The following is a 16,742-nucleotide window of genomic DNA, read 5'->3' on the forward strand; positions in this document are numbered from 1 at the left end:
TTTCATCTCACCGACTTAAATTACGGCGGTCAGTAAAAAAAATCACCGGTTTGTATTAAGTTTCATTTCAGATTGCCGATAACGCAGAGACAGTCTGTCAAATATCAAGGAGCAATCTGGCGTGAGTAATTACAGTGAGCAGTTCCTGAAACAAAATCCGCTGGCTGTATTAGGGGTATTACGCGACCTGCAAAAAGGTGAAGTGCCGCTACGCATGCGTTGGTCAAACAATCAGTTTATCAGCAAGATCCTGGACGTGTCGTCCGACCGTCTGATCGTCGACCTGGGCAGCCAGGAGCATGAGAACCGCGCCGCACAGCGGGCGGAAAAAATCGCGGTGATGGCTGAAACCCAAGGCGCAAAGGTGGAGTTTATTCTGCCGCGACTTGAATTAAGCGAATATATGGGGCTGCCTGCTTTTACCGCGCCGCTGCCTGATAACCTCTGGTTTGTCCAGCGTCGGGAATATTTCCGCATTAGCGCCCCGCTCCATCCCGCTTATTTTTGTCGGGCAAAAATGCCGGATAAAAAAGAGATCCGCTTCCGCCTTTTTGACCTGTCGTTGGGCGGCATGGGCGCGCTGATGGATACCCCAAAACCTGACGGGCTGGTTGAAGGCATGCGATTCACGCAGATTGAGCTGGATATGGGCGGCTGGGGACGGTTTTATTTCGATGCGCAGCTGATTGCCATCAGCGAGCGTAAGGTGGTGGACAGCAAGAACGAGACCATTTCCACGCCCCGTCTGAGCTTTCGCTTTCTCAACGTGGGGCCGGGTGCAGAGCGCGAGCTTCAGCGCATCATATTCTCTCTGGAGCGAGAGGCGCGGGAACGGGCGAATAAAGTCTTGTGAGGGGCGTCGGGCAGCGAGGCCGCCCGACAACGGCGTTACATGGCGTCCATCGCTTTCTGTACTTTCCAGATATACCGAGGTGCCTGCGGTGACGGGTGGTTCTTCACAACATGTTCAAAGAACTCGTCTTTGTCCATGTCGTTTATCTCTTCAATCGCCTCTTTACGGTCGGACGAGAAGGTTCTGAGCAGCGCACCGGCACCGTTCACGTAAGAGACCACCAGCGCGTACTGCATCACTTCAGGATCTTCAATCCCCTTCAGCACGCCGTGTTCCAGAATGCTCAGGTAAGCTGTTCCCATCGAGATGTTGCGTTCCGGATTTTTCAGCTCGCTGGTCGACGGCTGACCGCGCCAGCCCATATAGCGGTAGACCTCTTTGCCTGCCGTTGATGCTTTAAGCTGCATCAGCCCCACCGCGTTGGATTTACTGACGAGCGTTGGGTTGCCGCCGGATTCCACGGCAATGATCGCCGTGACCAGTCGCGGGCTCACGCCCCAGGCCTTCCCGGCTTGTTCGCTGATAGGCATCCACTGCATGGCCCGTTTCACCGGCACTTCCGGGTTCCAGGGCGGATTTTGATAATCATGTTTTGAACTACAGCCAGCAAGCAACACAATCAAAAAAGCAAACCATCTCAATTTCACGTCATCTATCCTTATAGCCGGTCATCGCAGTGCGCCGCCTCTTGAAGCAGGCGGCGTATAAGCGGCATGATATAGACAATTAGTTTCTCATTCAGCAAGGAATTGCCATGTCTCAGTTTCATCTCATCGCGCCGTCGGGTTACTGCATCAACCAGGACGCGGCACAGCGGGGCGTTCAGCGCTTACTGGAATCCGGCCATCGGGTAGAAAATCAGACTATTATCCCCCGCCGGCTGCAGCGTTTTGCCGGAACAGAAGCGCAGAGACTGAATGATATCAACAACCTGGTGAACCTGAAGGGCGCTAACCAGATTGTGCTTGCGGTGCGCGGCGGGTATGGCGCGAGCCGATTGCTGGAGAGTATCGACTGGCAAGGTCTGGCAAAACGCCAGCAGCAGGATCCTCTGCTGATTTGTGGACACAGCGATTTCACGGCGATCCAGCTCGGCCTGCTGGCACTGCACAACGTCATTACCTTCAGCGGCCCGATGCTGGCCGGTAACTTCGGCGCGCCGGAGCTGGATGCGTTCACCCAGGAACATTTCTGGCGCGCGCTGCAAAATTCGACCTACAGCGTTGAGTGGCAGGGAAATGGGCCGCACTGGGAATGTGAAGGCCAGCTCTGGGGTGGAAACCTGGCGATGCTGGTGTCGCTGATTGGCACGCCGTGGTTGCCCCAGATTGAGGATGGCATCCTGGTGCTGGAAGATATCAACGAGCATCCGTTCCGCGTCGAGCGCATGCTGCTCCAGCTTTACCATGCGGGCATCCTCGCGCGACAGTCCGCCATTGTGCTCGGTAGCTTTAGCGGATCGGCACCGAATGACTATGATGCAGGCTACTCCCTTGAGACGATGGTTGATTTCATCCGTTCGCGGCTGGACATTCCGGTGATTACGGGGCTCGATTTTGGCCATGAGCAGCAGACCGTTACCCTGCCGCTGGGCGCTCAGGCAACGCTGACGCATAATAATTCAGGCAGTCGGCTCACTCTCAGCGGCCATCCGGTCTTAAAGGCATAAAAAAGCGCTTAAACCGCCTCAATAAAACGCTGTTCCTGTCGTTAATATGTTAGGGTTTTAATAACAGCGTTAACATTGAGGTGGGAGTACGACAACATTGGATGCCGCAGCAATAATCAGCCTTTTCATTCTGGGTTCTGTGCTTGTAACCAGCAGTATTTTATTGAGTTCATTTTCATCACGTCTCGGCATACCTATTCTTGTTATTTTCCTTGCCATCGGCATGTTGGCTGGCATTGATGGCATCGGCGGTATCCCATTCGATAACTACCCTTTCGCTTACATGGTGAGTAACCTGGCGCTGGCGGTGATCCTGCTGGACGGCGGGATGCGCACCCAGGCGAGCTCTTTCCGCGTCGCCTTAGGGCCTGCGCTGTCGCTCGCGACGGTCGGCGTGTTGATTACCTCCGGCCTCACCGGGATGATGGCCGCGTGGCTTTTCCATCTCAATCTCATGGAAGGTTTGCTGATCGGCGCGATTGTCGGTTCAACCGACGCCGCAGCGGTATTTTCCCTGCTTGGCGGTAAAGGGCTAAACGAGCGCGTCGGCTCAACGCTTGAGATTGAGTCCGGCAGTAACGATCCGATGGCGGTGTTTCTCACCATCACGCTGATTGAGATGATTCAGCAGCACGAAACCGGATTAAGCTGGATGTTCGCCTGGCATATCCTGCAGCAGTTTGGGCTGGGGATTGTTATCGGCCTGGCGGGGGGATACCTGTTACAGCAGATGATCAACCGCATCTCGCTGCCCGCGGGGCTTTACCCCCTGCTGGCGCTGAGCGGCGGGATTCTGATTTTTGCCGTCACCACCGCGCTGGACGGCAGCGGCATTCTCGCCGTCTACCTCTGCGGTTTCCTGATGGGCAACCGGCCGATTCGTAACCGCCATGCCATTTTGCAGAACTTCGACGGCCTGGCGTGGCTGGCGCAGATCGGCATGTTCCTGGTGCTGGGCCTTCTGGTCACGCCATCCGACCTGCTGCCGATCGCCGTTCCGGCGCTGCTGCTTTCTGCGTGGATGATCTTCTTCGCCCGTCCGCTCTCGGTGTTTGCGGGTCTGCTGCCGTTTCGCGGCTTCAACCTGCGCGAACGGGTGTTCATCAGCTGGGTGGGCCTGCGCGGCGCGGTGCCGATTATCCTTGCGGTGTTCCCGATGATGGCCGGTCTGGACAACGCGCGGCTGTTCTTTAACGTGGCGTTCTTCGTGGTGCTGATCTCGCTGCTGTTCCAGGGAACGTCGCTCGGGTGGGCGGCGAAAAAGGCCAAAGTGGTGGTGCCGCCCGTTGGCTGGCCGGTCTCCCGCGTGGGGCTGGATATTCACCCGGAAAACCCGTGGGAGCAGTTTGTTTACCAGCTCAGCGCCGACAAATGGTGCGTGGGAGCCTCACTGCGCGATCTGCATATGCCCGCCGAAACGCGCATTGCCGCCTTGTTCCGCGATAATGCCCTTCTGCACCCTACCGGCAGCACCCGCCTGCGCGAAGGCGATATTCTGTGCGTCATCGGCCGCGAGCGCGACCTGCCCGCGCTGGGCAAACTGTTCAGCCAGTCGCCTCCTGTCGCGCTTGACCAGCGGTTCTTCGGCGATTTTATTCTCGAAGCCAGCGCTAAGTTTGCCGATGTGGCGCTGATTTATGGGCTGGATGAGGGGCTTGAGTACCGCGACAAGCAGCAAACGCTCGGGGAAATCATTCAGCAGCTGCTGGGCGCTGCACCCGTCGTCGGTGACCAGGTGGAGTTTGCCGGGATGATCTGGACGGTTGCGGAGAAAGAAGATAACGCGGTGAGAAAAGTCGGGGTCAGGCCGATGGAAGAGGACGTGGAGTAGTTTTTTGCCGGGTGGCGCTTACGCTTACCCGGCCTACGTTCGAGGGTTTTGTAGGTCGGGTAAGGCGAAGCCGCCACCCGACACAACCATTCGTTACACCGTCACAACCGGCACTCTCGGTGCCAGCGCGCACATCAATTCATAGCCGACCGTGCCCGCAGCGGAAGCCACATCGTCGATTTTAACCTCATTACCCCACAGCTCGACCGGCGATCCGATGCCCGCCTGCGGACAGGGGGTTAAATCTATCGCCATCATATCCATTGAGATAGTCCCTACCGTGCCCGTGCGAACCCCATCGACCCACACGGGCGTGCCGGTTGGCGCCAGACGCGGATAGCCGTCCGCATAACCGCCCGCGACAATCCCGATGCGCTGCTCGCCCGCCGCACGGTAGCGGCTGCCATAGCCTACCGTGTCACCCGTCTTCAGCGTCTGCACGCCAATGATTTCACTGCGCAGGGTCATGACCGGCTTCAGGCCGCTGTTGGCGATATCCTGCCACTGCCCTGAGGGAGACGCGCCGTACAGTACGATACCCGGACGCACCCAGTTATAGTGGGCTTCAGGGTGCCAAAGCGTCGCCGCCGAGTTCGACAGCGAACGTGGGCAATCCAGCCCTTCTGCCGCCTGCTCAATGCGGACCATGGCATCGGCAATGCCGTCCGGCTTTTCAGCATCCGCAAAATGCGCCATCAACGTCATTTCACCGACATTTTTCAGGGCACGCAGCTGCTGCCAGACCGTATGGACCCGCTCAGGCTGGAAGCCCAGGCGGTTCATGCCGCTGTTCACCTTGAGATAGATATCCAGCGGCGCGTGGAGCTTCGCATCCTGAATCGCCTTAATCTGCCAGTTGCTGTGAACGCTGGTGGTCAGACGGTATTTGTCCAGCAGCGGCAGATCGTCGGCGTGGAAAAAGCCTTCCAGCAGCAGGATGGGCCCTTTCCAGCCGCGCTCGCGCAGCAGAATCGCCTCTTCCAGATTGAGTAACGCAAAACCGTCAGTTGCGCTAAGGGCGCTCCAGATGCGGTCAATGCCGTGGCCGTAGGCATTTGCCTTGACTACCGACCAGACGCGTGTACCCGGCGCAGCACGGCGAACAATTTGCAGGTTATCCTTCAGGGCCTGCAAATCCAGCTGAGCCAGAATGGGACGGGACATGACGACTCCTTAGTTATGTGCGCCGTGCAGGTGCTGCGGACGCGATGGGGTAAACCCTGATTGATAACGTGCGGCACTTAAATCGTCAAACGGAATTGCTGGCGTGCGGCCAGATATCAGGTCGCTCAGCAGCTGACCCGAGCCGCAGGCCATCGTCCAGCCGAGCGTGCCGTGCCCGGTATTGGTCCACAGGTTTTTATACGGCGTGCGGCCGACAATCGGCGTGCCGTCCGGCGTCATGGGGCGCAGACCGGTCCAGAAGGTCGCCTGTTCGACAAAGCCTCCGCGCGGGAAGAGATCGCCCACCACCATTTCCAGCGTTTCACGACGCGGCTGCAGCAGTTCGGTGTTGAAGCCCACGATCTCCGCCATGCCGCCTACGCGAATGCGGTTGTCGAAGCGGGTGATGGCGATTTTGTAGGTTTCGTCCAGAATGGTCGACACGGGCGCGCCGCTCTCTTCTTTCACCGGAATGGTCAGCGAGTAGCCTTTCAGCGGGTAGACCGGAATATCGAGGATACCTTTCAGCATGGCGGTGGAGTACGAACCAAACGCCATCACGTAGGCATCGGCTTTGATCACCTCTTCGCCACACTTCACGCCGTAAATTTTTTCCCCTTCCGACAGCAGCTTGTCGACAGAGGTGTTAAAGCGGAATTTCACCCCTGCCTGCTCGCACATTTGCGCCAGACGTTGGGTAAAGAGCTGGCAGTCGCCGGTTTCGTCATTCGGCAGGCGCAGGCCGCCCGTCAGTTTATGCGCCACTTCCGCCAGCGCAGGCTCCACCTGCCCCAGCTGGCTGGCTTCCAGCAGCTGATAGGGTACGCCCGCATCTTCCAGCACGGCGATATCGCGGGTGGCGTTTTCATACTGTTGCTCAGTGCGGAACAGCTGCAGCGTACCGCCCTGACGGCCTTCGTACTCAATGCCCGTCGAGGCGCGTAAGGCTTTCAGGCAATCACGGCTGTACTCCGCCAGACGCACCATGCGTCCTTTATTTTCCATGTAGTGGCGGGTGTCACAGTTGCGCAGCATCTGCCACATCCACTTCAGCTGGAACTGCGTGCCGTCGAGACTGATCGCCAGCGGCGCGTGACGCTGAAACATCCACTTAATCGCCTTTAACGGCACGCCGGGTGCTGCCCACGGCGCCGCATAACCCGGAGAGATTTGTCCGGCGTTCGCCGCACTGGTTTCAAGCGCCGGGCCAGATTCACGATCGATAACGGTAACCTCATGCCCCGCCTGACTTAAATACCAGGCGCTGGTTACGCCAACGACACCACTTCCCAGTATGACAACACGCATAGCCACTCCATTATGTGCAAAAGAACAATCTTCTAATTACAGATTGATAACCTAGTTGAAAATATTATTCAACATACGACTTTTTTATGGTGACTTACCTCACACATCCCTCTGTATCAGGGGATAGGGCTAATTTGGGATCTCCTGCTGCGCGTTATTTTTAGCCAGCATAAAACTCTGCGAGACCCGCTTTTTTTGCCGTATCAAAAACGCGAAATCGCAAAGAAAAAATTTCTGCTTCAGCACGCTTTTTAACACGTTGATCTATGCTTGAAAGGAGGCTCTCCAGACAGAGAGAGCTCCCAACAACGAGGGCGCGCTAATGGCTACTATTGATTCCATATCCAAGGACAACACACGTCTGAGCGATGGACCCGACTGGACCTTCGAGCTGCTTGATGTCTATCTGGCCGAGATTGACCGGGTAGCAAAACTCTATCGCCTGGATACCTATCCCCATCAAATTGAAGTCATTACGTCCGAACAGATGATGGATGCCTACTCCAGCGTCGGGATGCCGATCAACTATCCGCACTGGTCGTTTGGTAAGAAATTTATTGAAACGGAGCGGCTGTATAAACACGGTCAACAGGGGCTGGCGTATGAGATCGTCATTAACTCCAATCCGTGTATTGCCTATCTGATGGAAGAGAACACCATTACCATGCAGGCGCTGGTGATGGCGCACGCCTGCTACGGGCACAACTCTTTCTTCAAGAACAACTATCTTTTCCGCAGCTGGACGGATGCCAGCTCGATTGTCGATTACCTGATTTTCGCCCGTAAATACATTACCGAATGCGAAGAGCGCTACGGCGTGGATGAAGTGGAAAAACTGCTCGATTCCTGCCACGCGCTGATGAACTACGGCGTTGACCGCTACAAGCGTCCGCAAAAAATCTCCTTACAGGAGGAGAAGGCCCGGCAGAAAAGCCGCGAGGAGTATCTGCAAAGCCAGGTGAATATGCTGTGGCGTACCCTGCCGAAGCGTGAGGAGGAGAAAACGGTCGCCGAAGCGCGTCGTTATCCGTCTGAGCCGCAGGAAAACCTGCTCTACTTTATGGAGAAAAACGCCCCGCTGCTGGAGCCGTGGCAGCGCGAGATCCTGCGCATTGTGCGTAAGGTGAGCCAGTATTTCTACCCGCAGAAACAGACGCAGGTGATGAACGAAGGTTGGGCGACCTTCTGGCACTACACCATCCTTAACCACCTGTATGACGAAGGGAAAGTCTCCGAACGCTTTATGATGGAGTTTCTGCACAGCCACACCAACGTGGTGTTCCAGCCTGCTTATAACAGCCCATGGTACAGCGGCATCAACCCGTACGCCCTTGGCTTTGCGATGTTCCAGGACATCAAGCGCATCTGCCAGTCGCCGACGGAGGAAGACAAATACTGGTTCCCGGACATCGCCGGTTCTGACTGGCTGGAAACGCTGCATTTCGCGATGCGTGACTTTAAGGATGAGAGCTTTATCAGCCAGTTTATGTCGCCGAAGATCATGCGAGATTTCCGTTTCTTCACCGTGCTGGATGATGACCGTAACAACTACCTGGAAATTTCGGCGATACATAACGAAGAGGGATACCGCGAGATCCGCTCCCGCCTCTCTTCCCAGTACAACCTGAGCAACCTTGAGCCGAATATTCAGGTATGGAATGTGGATTTACGCGGTGACCGCTCCCTGACGCTGCGCTATATCCCGCACAACCGCGCGCCGCTGGATAAAGGGCGTAAAGAGGTGCTGAAGCACGTGCATCGGCTGTGGGGCTTTGACGTGTTGCTTGAACAGCAGAATGAAGACGGCAGCGTGGAGCTGCTGGAGCGGTGCCCGACGCGGTTGAATACGCTGTAGTTTGCCGGGTGGCGGCTACGCCTTACCCGGCCTACGGGTTTTGTAGGCCCGGTAAGCGAAGCGCCACCGGGCGAAAAAAAACCTCTCGTACGAGAGGTTTTTTCTTTTAGCGGGTCTGAATCGCTAAATCGCCTGGGAGCGTTTTCTGCATGCGGTGCCAGATTTCACCGGAATCATGCCCATAGCGACGTACCGTCTCATAAACCTGATCGTGCAGCCCTTCGGTACAGAGCTTGCTCAGCTTATGGTAGAAACCCAGCGCCAGGCTACGGGCTTCAGGGTTAGCAAAGTAGTGGCGACCGATACGGGTATAGAGCCCTTTCATCCCGTTCAGGATCAGGCCGTAAATCGGGTTACCGGAGGCAAAGGCCAGGCCGCGGAAGACGTTATAGTCAAGCGTGGCGAAAGCGTCAGCGTGGTCTTCGACCTCGTTCGCGCTGGCCAGCACCGCGAGCGCATCTTCAGGATGCTGACGGAACGCGGTACGGATAAAGATAGTCGCGATGTTGGTACGCACGGAGAGCAGATTGTCGATCAGCTGCGGCACGCTTTCGTGGTCGAGACGCGCCAGCGTTTCAAGAATGTTCAGCCCGGACGTTTCCCAGAAGTTGTTTACTTTCGTTGGCTTGCCGTGCTGAATCGTCAACCAGCCATCACGTGCCAGACGCTGCAGAACTTCACGCAACGTAGTACGGGTGACGCCAATCAGTTCAGAGAGTTCGCGTTCAGCAGGTAGAATTGATCCCGCAGGGAAACGATTATTCCAGATGCTTTCAATGATGTACTCTTCCGCGAAACCCGCCGGGCTCTGCGCCTTAATGACCATAGTGAGATTTCCATTACACAGCTTTAGCAAATTGGACTCATCATACCAGAGGCTCGCAGAGGCAGATAGCGCAGCAAAGAGAGAAAAGAGGGATCGCCGTTTCATTTTTGTGAAATTTACAATTTGACCTAATGCCCCTCTACGTCACCATTTTTGCGTATACTGATGTTTTGCCTTATTTGACGGGGAAGGACGTCTGTCGTGGAAATTTCATTTGGCCGCGCGCTGTGGCGCAACTTTTTAGGCCAGTCACCTGACTGGTACAAACTCATACTTCTGGTATTCCTGGTCGTTAACCCCATCCTGTTTTATGTCAATCCGTTTGTTGCCGGATGGCTGCTGGTGGCGGAATTTATCTTCACCCTGGCGATGGCGCTGAAATGCTATCCACTCCTTCCCGGCGGCCTGCTGGCATTTGAAGCGGTGGTGATTGGCATGACCAGCGCGGAGCATGTTAAACAGGAGCTGGCATCCAATCTTGAGGTGCTTCTGCTGCTGATGTTTATGGTGGCTGGCATCTACTTTATGAAGCAGCTACTGCTGTTTATCTTTACCCGGCTGCTGCTGAGCATTCCCTCAAAAACGATCCTGTCGGTGGCGTTTTGTCTCGCGGCAGCGTTTCTGTCGGCCTTCCTTGATGCCCTGACGGTGGTGGCCGTCGTGATTAGCGTGGCCGTCGGCTTTTACGGCATTTATCATCGCGTCGCGTCTTCTCGACCCGGTGAGGATTTGCAGGACGATAGCCATGTCGACGCGCATAACCGTGAGGTGCTGGAGCAGTTCCGCGCATTCCTGCGTAGCCTGATGATGCATGCGGGTGTGGGGACAGCGCTGGGCGGCGTGATGACGATGGTGGGGGAACCGCAAAACCTGATCATCGCCAAAGCGGCGGACTGGCATTTCGGCGAATTCTTCCTGCGCATGGCGCCAGTGAGCGTTCCGGTGCTCATCTGCGGCGTCGTCACCTGTATTCTTGTCGAGAAATTCAGCGTCTTTGGTTACGGCGCGAAGCTGCCTGAAACGGTACGACAGGAGCTGCATACATTTGACGAGCAAAGTCGCCGTCAGCGCACACGCCAGGATACGCTACGCCTGACCGCACAAGGCATCATTGGCGTCTGGCTTATCGCCGCGCTGGCTTTTCATCTTGCTGAGGTGGGGTTAATTGGCCTGTCGGTTATTATACTCGCCACCACCTTTAGCGGCGTGACCGACGAGCACGCTATCGGCAAAGCCTTTACCGAAGCCCTGCCGTTTACCGCGCTGCTGGCGGTATTCTTTGCGGTAGTGGCGGTGATTATCGATCAGCACCTGTTTGCGCCGATTATTGCCTTTGTATTACAGGCCGCGCCCGACGCCCAGCTTTCGCTGTTTTACCTGTTTAACGGTTTGCTCTCCTCCATTTCCGACAACGTTTTTGTCGGCACGGTGTATATCAACGAAGCGAAAGCAGCCATGGAGCAAGGCGTTATCAGCGCTCAACAATTTGAGCTGCTGGCGGTGGCGATCAACACCGGCACTAACCTCCCTTCCGTGGCGACACCTAACGGCCAGGCCGCATTCCTGTTCCTGCTGACCTCAGCGCTTGCGCCACTCATACGACTTTCTTATGGAAGAATGGTTTGGATGGCCCTGCCCTATACGCTGGTACTGACGATTGTGGGTTTGCTTTGCGTCAAAATTACCCTCATTCCTTATACGCACTGGCTGATACAAGCGGGTATACTTGCCGCGCATTAAGATGTGTAAATCGGGCAGTTCGCTGCCCGTTTGCCTTTTCGCATGATAAACATCCAATTACGTTTTATTTCGTCAGGTACAGGTGGCGCGGAAAACGAATTCGTTTACACTGCGCTTTCTAAGCATGTTCCAGGGAAATGATTATGTTGAGATTTTTAAACCAGTGCTCTCGCGGTCGCGGAGCGTGGTTGTTAATGGCCCTGACCGCCTTTGCGCTGGAAATGGTCGCGTTGTGGTTCCAGCATGTGATGGGGTTGAAGCCCTGCGTGCTGTGTATCTACGAACGTTGCGCATTGTTCGGCATTATGGGCGCGGGTCTGGTGGGCGCGATTGCCCCGAAATCACCGTTACGCTATGCCGGTATCGCTATCTGGCTGTACAGTGCCTGGAAGGGAATTGAACTCTCCTGGGAGCACACCATGATGCAGCTGCATCCGTCACCGTTTATGACCTGTGATTTTGCCGCCCGCTTCCCGAGCTGGCTGCCGCTGGATAAGTGGCTGCCGCAGGTGTTTGTGGCGTCCGGCGACTGTTCTGTGCGCCAGTGGGAATTCCTGACGCTGGAGATGCCGCAGTGGCTGGTGGGTATTTTTGTGGCCTACTTCGTTGTGGCCCTGCTGGTGCTGATTGCCCAGCCGTTTAAGCCGAAGAAACGCGATCTGTTCGGGCGCTAAGTTGCCCGGCGGCGCTTCGCTTGCGCGGGCCTACGGTTTTGTAGATCGGGTAAGCGCAGCGCCACCCGACACAACAGCGCATAATAAAAAACCCGCCTCGGCGGGTTTTTTATTATCACCGATTAGGGTGATTCATGATGTGGTCTTCCCAGTCCCGCACTTCAGACTCTTTCACCGCAATATGGCGCACGGAAATGCGTTCGCCGTGCATAGCCGCTTTAGAGCCGGTCAGCAGCGGATGCCATTTCGGCAGATCTTTTCCTTCCGCCAGCAGGCGATACGCGCAGGTGTGCGGTAACCACTCAAAGGTCGGCAAATTTTCACGGGTTAATTTGATGCAGTCCGGCTCGTACTCGAAGCGGCGTTCGTAGTTGCGGCACTGGCAGGTTTTGATGTTCAGTTGCTTGCAGGCGACGTTGGTGAAATAGATCTCGTCGGAGTCCTCATCCATCAGCTTGTGCAGGCAGCACTGTCCGCAGCCGTCGCACAACGACTCCCACTCCGCGTCGGTCATGTCGTCGAGCGTTTTACTTTGCCAGAAAGGGATGTCGTTCATCAGGATGTCCACACGTCAAAAGAAAGCGCACCTTATAACGAGTCTGGCACGTTGATGCAAGTTTTGCCGCCCATTTCGGGCGGCAAGGTGTTTTTACAGCACGCGTGTTTTCAGCGACAGGCCGTTGAAACTGACCTCAAGCTCATCGCCACCGTTGAGCGGGCCGACGCCCTCTGGCGTACCGGTCAGGATCACATCACCCGGTTTCAGGGTGAAGAAGCGGCTCATGTAGGCAATCAGCGGGACGATCTTGTGAATCATGTCGGCCGTGGTGCCCTGCTGGCGAACCTCGCCGTTCACCTTCAGGCTGAGCGGGGTGTCCTGCGGGTCATCAGTAAACTCGCTCACCGGAACAAAACCCGAAATGGGGCAGGAGTTATCAAAGCCTTTGGCTTTTTCCCACGGTTGCCCCGCTTTCTTCATCTTGCCCTGCACATCACGCAGGGTGAGATCCAGGGCGACACCGTAACCGGCAATCGCTTTTTGGACATGCTCTTCAGAAGCCTGGCGCAGCGTGGCGCCAATCAGCACGGCCAGCTCCACTTCGTGGTGGACAGAACCCAACCCTTGCGGTAACGCCAGCGGCTGGCGAATATCGCAGAGTGCGGTTTCGGGCTTAATAAACAGGACCGGCTCGTCTGGCGTCGCGCTGCCCATTTCCTGAATGTGTTTTGCGTAGTTGCTGCCCACGCAGACGACTTTGCTGACGGGATAATCCAGTAATGCACCTTGCCAGTTATGATGTTGATACATGGTCGACCCCTAAACGGTTGATGTGTTGTTCCCGGAAGCGTCCGGGTTTATTTCTTTCCGTTCACCTCAAGATGCTGTTTTAATAAATTCTCGGGTGGTGGCGGAAGCTGTAAATAATAGCCTTGCTCGGTTAATGCCAATTTCACTTTTTCCAGATCGGCATTCACCAGCGTCTTACGCCCGTCAAGCGGCAGCAGCATCGCCAGCTGAGGGCGGCCAAAGTTTTTCATTAATTCTTCAGGCACGCGCGAAAAATCGTCTTTCTTTTCGACATAAAGATAGGTCTGGTCACGGCTTGTACTTCTATAGATCACACAAAACATGTTTTTACTCTGAATTAATGGGTGGTTGCTTGCCTCAATATACTCCTGACTATAACATGCCTGATACTCTTCGGAATATCGCAGCGAGTTGTTGCGGTTAATAGCAAATTGAGTAAGGCCAGGATGTCAAACACGCCCATCGAGCTTAAAGGCAGTAGCTTCACCTTATCAGTGGTTCATTTGCATGATGCAAAACCCGAGGTTATTCGTCAGGCGTTAGAAGATAAAATCGCGCAGGCACCCGCCTTTCTGAAACATGCCCCCGTTGTCGTCAATGTGAGCGGTCTGGATGCCCCGGTTAACTGGAAACTTCTCCAGCAGGCGGTTTCATCCACCGGGCTGCGTATTGTCGGCATTAGCGGCTGTAAAGATGCTGAACTGAAAGCCGAGATTGACCGGGCAGGGCTACCGCTTCTGACCGAAGGCAAAGAAAAAGCCCCTCGTTCGGCCCCAGCGGCAGTGCAGACGCCCCCTCCCCCGGTTCAAAACGTTACACCTGTCACAAAAACGCGATTGATTGATGTGCCGGTTCGTTCCGGTCAGCGAATTTATGCGCCAAACTGTGATCTAATTGTTACAAGCCACGTCAGTGCTGGCGCTGAACTGATTGCGGATGGCAATATTCACGTCTACGGTATGATGCGTGGGCGTGCGCTCGCGGGCGCAAGTGGCGATCGGGAAGCACAAATATTTTGTAGTCACCTGACGGCGGAACTGGTGTCCATCGCAGGTGAATATTGGCTGAGCGACAAGATCCCAGCCGAATTTTATGGCAAAGCGGCTCGTCTGCTGCTGGCAGACGACGCGTTGACCGTTCAACCGTTGAATTGATCCCTTTTTAACAAGGAATTTCTATGGCACGCATTATTGTTGTTACTTCGGGTAAAGGAGGCGTTGGCAAGACCACCTCCAGCGCGGCCATCGCTACTGGTTTGGCCCAGAAGGGAAAGAAAACCGTCGTTATCGATTTCGATATCGGCCTGCGTAACCTGGACCTGATCATGGGTTGTGAGCGTCGCGTCGTGTATGACTTCGTCAACGTCATCCAGGGCGATGCCACGCTTAACCAGGCGCTGATTAAAGACAAGCGCACCGAGAACCTCTACATCCTCCCTGCTTCCCAGACGCGTGACAAAGACGCGCTGACCCGCGAAGGCGTGGAAAAGGTGCTCGACGATCTGAAAAAGATGGAGTTCGACTTCGTCGTCTGTGACTCCCCTGCCGGTATCGAAACCGGTGCGCTGATGGCGCTCTACTTCGCGGATGAAGCCATCATCACCACGAACCCTGAAGTCTCGTCCGTGCGTGACTCAGACCGAATTCTCGGTATCCTCGCCTCTAAATCCCGCCGTGCGGAAAATGGTCAGGAACCGATCAAAGAGCACCTGCTGCTGACCCGTTACAACCCGGGCCGCGTGAATAAAGGTGACATGCTGAGCATGGAAGACGTGCTTGAGATCCTGCGCATCAAGCTGGTTGGCGTTATCCCGGAAGATCAGTCCGTGTTACGCGCTTCTAACCAGGGTGAGCCAGTGATTCTGGATACGATGGCAGATGCAGGTAAAGCTTACGCCGATACCGTTGACCGTCTGCTGGGAGAAGAACGTCCTTTCCGCTTCATTGAAGAAGAGAAGAAAGGTTTCCTCAAACGCCTGTTCGGAGGATAAGTTATGGCATTACTGGACTTTTTTCTCTCGCGGAAAAAAAGCACCGCCAACATCGCAAAAGAACGTCTGCAAATTATCGTTGCGGAGCGTCGTCGTAGCGACGCCGAGCCTCACTACCTGCCGCAGCTGCGCAAGGACATCCTGGAAGTGATCTGTAAGTACGTGCAGATTGACCCGGAGATGGTCACCGTACAGCTGGAGCAAAAAGACGGGGATATTTCGATTCTGGAGCTAAACGTTACGTTGCCAGAAGCGGAAGAGTCGCGTCCGTAGGTTTGTGATTTCGTAGCCCCGGTAAGCGCAGCGCCACCGGGGGAATATGCCGGGTATATCGCCCGGCATATTTTTATCGCGGATAACCTTCCAGCAGCGTATTCAGGCGATCGGCCATCAATTCTCCGCGCCATCCCGCCACCATCTCCGGCAGCCCATTCTGCGGCTTCAGCTTCCAGTGCCAGTTCAGCAACTGATTAATCTGACGACGTGATGCCAGGAGCTCCGCGCTCAGCTTGCTTTCCGTTGCGACGTCCTGCACCAGCGCCTTGATATCTTTAAACGCTTTACGATAGCCCGGCATATCCATCAGATTCAGCAGCGGTTCCGGCAGGTCTTCATCCGCCGTTTGCTGTGCCTGCGCCACCAGCGCGAGCAGGGTTTTACCGTGGAAACGAATTTCGCTCCCGGAGAGACCAATGCTGTCCAGCTCGCCCATGCTGCCCGGCATGTAGCGCGCGACCGCCCAGAGATGCTCTTCGCGCACCACAAAGTTCACGGCCAGGTCGCGCTCGCGCGCTTTGCGCAAACGCCAGTCCGCTAACAGCTGCAGGCACGCCAGCTGACGCGTGCGAAGCTGCCAGGCGTTCGTGATGTCGCGCCAGGCCTCTTTCGGGTCAACCACTTCCTGACGACGCTGCTGGGTCATTCGGCACTCATCCAGCGCAGCAGACAGCCAGCCGGAGGCTTCTGCCTCCTTCATCAGCTGTCCGGCAATCGGCAGCAGGTAGAAGACGTCTGCCGCCGCATATTCCAGCTGACGCTCGGTCAGCGGACGCGCCAGCCAGTCGGTACGGGATTCGCTTTTGTCCAGCGTCAGGCCGGTGTATTCCTCAACCATGGCAGCAAAGCCCCATGAGAGCGGACGCCCGCTGAACGCCGCGAGGATCTGCGTATCAATGAGCGGCTGCGGCATGATGCCAAAGGTATTCATAAACACTTCCAGATCTTCACTGCCCGCATGCAGGAATTTGGTCACGGCCGTATCCAGCAGCAACTCGCGCATTGGTGCCCAGTCGGTAATACCGAGCGGGTCAATCAGCGAGACATGTTTGCCGTCGTACATCTGAATCAGGCCCAGCTGCGGATAATAGGTTCTCGTACGGACAAACTCGGTATCCAGGGCGATGGCGGGATAGTCGCGCGTCACTTCGCACAGCGAAGCCAGCTCGTCGTTGGTCGTGATCATCTGGTAATTCAAATCATTTTCTCTTTTGTTTGCACCCATAAAAAACGCCGGCTTAACCGGC

The 16,742-nt window shown here is 55.7% G+C and carries 17 protein-coding genes; 9 read left to right on the forward strand and 8 right to left on the reverse strand.

Going from position 1 to position 16,742, the window contains the following annotated elements:
• The first annotated feature begins 121 nt into the window (after positions 1–121).
• Positions 122–853 carry a flagellar brake protein gene (locus tag HV355_RS02000; RefSeq protein ID WP_182400766.1) on the forward strand — a complete coding sequence of 244 codons (732 nt, stop codon included), beginning with the start codon at positions 122–124 and terminating at the stop codon, positions 851–853.
• Between the two features lie 35 nt (positions 854–888).
• On the opposite strand, the gene emtA is transcribed toward HV355_RS02000, so the two are convergent.
• Positions 889–1,500 (reverse strand): membrane-bound lytic murein transglycosylase EmtA, encoded by a 612-nt coding sequence (emtA, locus tag HV355_RS02005; protein ID WP_010432759.1) that lies wholly within the window; start codon positions 1,498–1,500, stop codon positions 889–891.
• Between the two features lie 107 nt (positions 1,501–1,607).
• On the opposite strand from emtA, the gene ldcA reads away from it, so the two are divergent.
• Together ldcA and HV355_RS02015 are read left to right on the forward strand one after the other, a co-directional pair.
• Positions 1,608–2,522 carry a muramoyltetrapeptide carboxypeptidase gene (ldcA, locus tag HV355_RS02010; protein WP_182400767.1) on the forward strand — a complete coding sequence of 305 codons (915 nt, stop codon included), beginning with the start codon at positions 1,608–1,610 and terminating at the stop codon, positions 2,520–2,522.
• A 97-nt stretch (positions 2,523–2,619) separates the two neighbouring features.
• Complete coding sequence (locus HV355_RS02015) at positions 2,620–4,353, forward strand: potassium/proton antiporter (RefSeq protein ID WP_182400768.1); 1,734 nt, start codon at positions 2,620–2,622, stop codon at positions 4,351–4,353.
• A gap of 93 nt (positions 4,354–4,446) precedes the next feature.
• On the opposite strand, the gene dadX is transcribed toward HV355_RS02015, so the two are convergent.
• Together dadX and HV355_RS02025 are read right to left on the reverse strand one after the other, a co-directional pair.
• Entirely contained in the window at positions 4,447–5,517 is a 1,071-nt protein-coding gene (gene dadX, locus HV355_RS02020) for a catabolic alanine racemase DadX (RefSeq protein WP_182400769.1), read from the reverse strand.
• Between the two features lie 9 nt (positions 5,518–5,526).
• Positions 5,527–6,825: a D-amino acid dehydrogenase gene (locus HV355_RS02025; RefSeq protein ID WP_010432747.1), complete on the reverse strand. Its 1,299-nt coding sequence runs from the start codon at positions 6,823–6,825 to the stop codon at positions 5,527–5,529.
• A 322-nt stretch (positions 6,826–7,147) separates the two neighbouring features.
• On the opposite strand from HV355_RS02025, the gene HV355_RS02030 reads away from it, so the two are divergent.
• A complete protein-coding gene (locus HV355_RS02030; RefSeq protein ID WP_182400770.1) occupies positions 7,148–8,680 on the forward strand; it encodes a SpoVR family protein in 1,533 nt (510 codons plus the stop codon).
• Between the two features lie 106 nt (positions 8,681–8,786).
• Here the strand turns inward: HV355_RS02030 and fadR are convergent, their stop codons facing one another.
• The gene (gene fadR / locus HV355_RS02035; RefSeq protein WP_010432738.1) at positions 8,787–9,506 is read right to left on the reverse strand and encodes a fatty acid metabolism transcriptional regulator FadR; all 720 of its coding nucleotides are present in this window, start codon (positions 9,504–9,506) and stop codon (positions 8,787–8,789) included.
• Positions 9,507–9,707: 201 nt separating this feature from the next.
• Here fadR and nhaB point away from each other — a divergent pair, with 201 nt between their 5' ends.
• On the forward strand, positions 9,708–11,246 hold the full coding sequence (gene nhaB / locus HV355_RS02040; RefSeq protein ID WP_182400771.1) for a Na(+)/H(+) antiporter NhaB: 1,539 nt from the start codon (positions 9,708–9,710) through the stop codon (positions 11,244–11,246).
• Positions 11,247–11,389: 143 nt separating this feature from the next.
• A complete protein-coding gene (dsbB, locus tag HV355_RS02045) occupies positions 11,390–11,920 on the forward strand; it encodes a disulfide bond formation protein DsbB (protein ID WP_089598221.1) in 531 nt (176 codons plus the stop codon).
• A 115-nt stretch (positions 11,921–12,035) separates the two neighbouring features.
• Here the strand turns inward: dsbB and HV355_RS02050 are convergent, their stop codons facing one another.
• From HV355_RS02050 to HV355_RS02060, 3 genes are all read right to left on the reverse strand, one after another.
• Positions 12,036–12,476, reverse strand: coding sequence for a YcgN family cysteine cluster protein (locus HV355_RS02050; RefSeq protein ID WP_023336059.1), 441 nt, complete (start codon positions 12,474–12,476; stop codon positions 12,036–12,038).
• Between the two features lie 93 nt (positions 12,477–12,569).
• Positions 12,570–13,229, reverse strand: coding sequence for a fumarylacetoacetate hydrolase family protein (locus HV355_RS02055; protein WP_174339729.1), 660 nt, complete (start codon positions 13,227–13,229; stop codon positions 12,570–12,572).
• 47 nt (positions 13,230–13,276) lie between these two features.
• Positions 13,277–13,552 (reverse strand): YcgL domain-containing protein, encoded by a 276-nt coding sequence (locus tag HV355_RS02060; protein ID WP_089598219.1) that lies wholly within the window; start codon positions 13,550–13,552, stop codon positions 13,277–13,279.
• Positions 13,553–13,675: 123 nt separating this feature from the next.
• Between HV355_RS02060 and minC the strand changes: the two genes are divergently transcribed.
• From minC to minE, 3 genes are read left to right on the forward strand one after another with little or no spacing between them, the layout of a single operon-like run.
• A complete protein-coding gene (minC, locus tag HV355_RS02065; RefSeq protein WP_010432720.1) occupies positions 13,676–14,383 on the forward strand; it encodes a septum site-determining protein MinC in 708 nt (235 codons plus the stop codon).
• Between the two features lie 23 nt (positions 14,384–14,406).
• Positions 14,407–15,219, forward strand: a complete 813-nt coding sequence (minD, locus tag HV355_RS02070; RefSeq protein WP_089598218.1) for a septum site-determining protein MinD — start codon at positions 14,407–14,409, stop codon at positions 15,217–15,219.
• 3 nt (positions 15,220–15,222) lie between these two features.
• Positions 15,223–15,492 (forward strand): cell division topological specificity factor MinE, encoded by a 270-nt coding sequence (minE, locus tag HV355_RS02075; protein ID WP_010432714.1) that lies wholly within the window; start codon positions 15,223–15,225, stop codon positions 15,490–15,492.
• 73 nt (positions 15,493–15,565) lie between these two features.
• On the opposite strand, the gene rnd is transcribed toward minE, so the two are convergent.
• Positions 15,566–16,681 carry a ribonuclease D gene (rnd, locus tag HV355_RS02080; RefSeq protein WP_159077896.1) on the reverse strand — a complete coding sequence of 372 codons (1,116 nt, stop codon included), beginning with the start codon at positions 16,679–16,681 and terminating at the stop codon, positions 15,566–15,568.
• Positions 16,682–16,742 lie beyond the last annotated feature (61 nt).

The sequence above is a fragment of the Enterobacter sp. RHBSTW-01064 genome, from assembly GCF_014103035.1.
Taxonomy (GTDB): Bacteria; Pseudomonadota; Gammaproteobacteria; order Enterobacterales; family Enterobacteriaceae; genus Enterobacter; species Enterobacter mori.

Coding starts and splice junctions, on each gene's coding strand:
- ldcA (WP_182400767.1), top strand. CDS start 1,608: ATGTCTCAGTTTCATCTCATCGCGCCGTCGGGTTACTGCATCAACCAG.
- dadX (WP_182400769.1), bottom strand. CDS start 5,517: ATGTCCCGTCCCATTCTGGCTCAGCTGGATTTGCAGGCCCTGAAGGAT.
- HV355_RS02025 (WP_010432747.1), bottom strand. CDS start 6,825: ATGCGTGTTGTCATACTGGGAAGTGGTGTCGTTGGCGTAACCAGCGCC.
- HV355_RS02030 (WP_182400770.1), top strand. CDS start 7,148: ATGGCTACTATTGATTCCATATCCAAGGACAACACACGTCTGAGCGAT.
- fadR (WP_010432738.1), bottom strand. CDS start 9,506: ATGGTCATTAAGGCGCAGAGCCCGGCGGGTTTCGCGGAAGAGTACATC.
- dsbB (WP_089598221.1), top strand. CDS start 11,390: ATGTTGAGATTTTTAAACCAGTGCTCTCGCGGTCGCGGAGCGTGGTTG.
- HV355_RS02050 (WP_023336059.1), bottom strand. CDS start 12,476: ATGAACGACATCCCTTTCTGGCAAAGTAAAACGCTCGACGACATGACC.
- HV355_RS02055 (WP_174339729.1), bottom strand. CDS start 13,229: ATGTATCAACATCATAACTGGCAAGGTGCATTACTGGATTATCCCGTC.
- HV355_RS02060 (WP_089598219.1), bottom strand. CDS start 13,552: ATGTTTTGTGTGATCTATAGAAGTACAAGCCGTGACCAGACCTATCTT.
- minC (WP_010432720.1), top strand. CDS start 13,676: ATGTCAAACACGCCCATCGAGCTTAAAGGCAGTAGCTTCACCTTATCA.
- minD (WP_089598218.1), top strand. CDS start 14,407: ATGGCACGCATTATTGTTGTTACTTCGGGTAAAGGAGGCGTTGGCAAG.
- minE (WP_010432714.1), top strand. CDS start 15,223: ATGGCATTACTGGACTTTTTTCTCTCGCGGAAAAAAAGCACCGCCAAC.
- rnd (WP_159077896.1), bottom strand. CDS start 16,681: ATGATCACGACCAACGACGAGCTGGCTTCGCTGTGCGAAGTGACGCGC.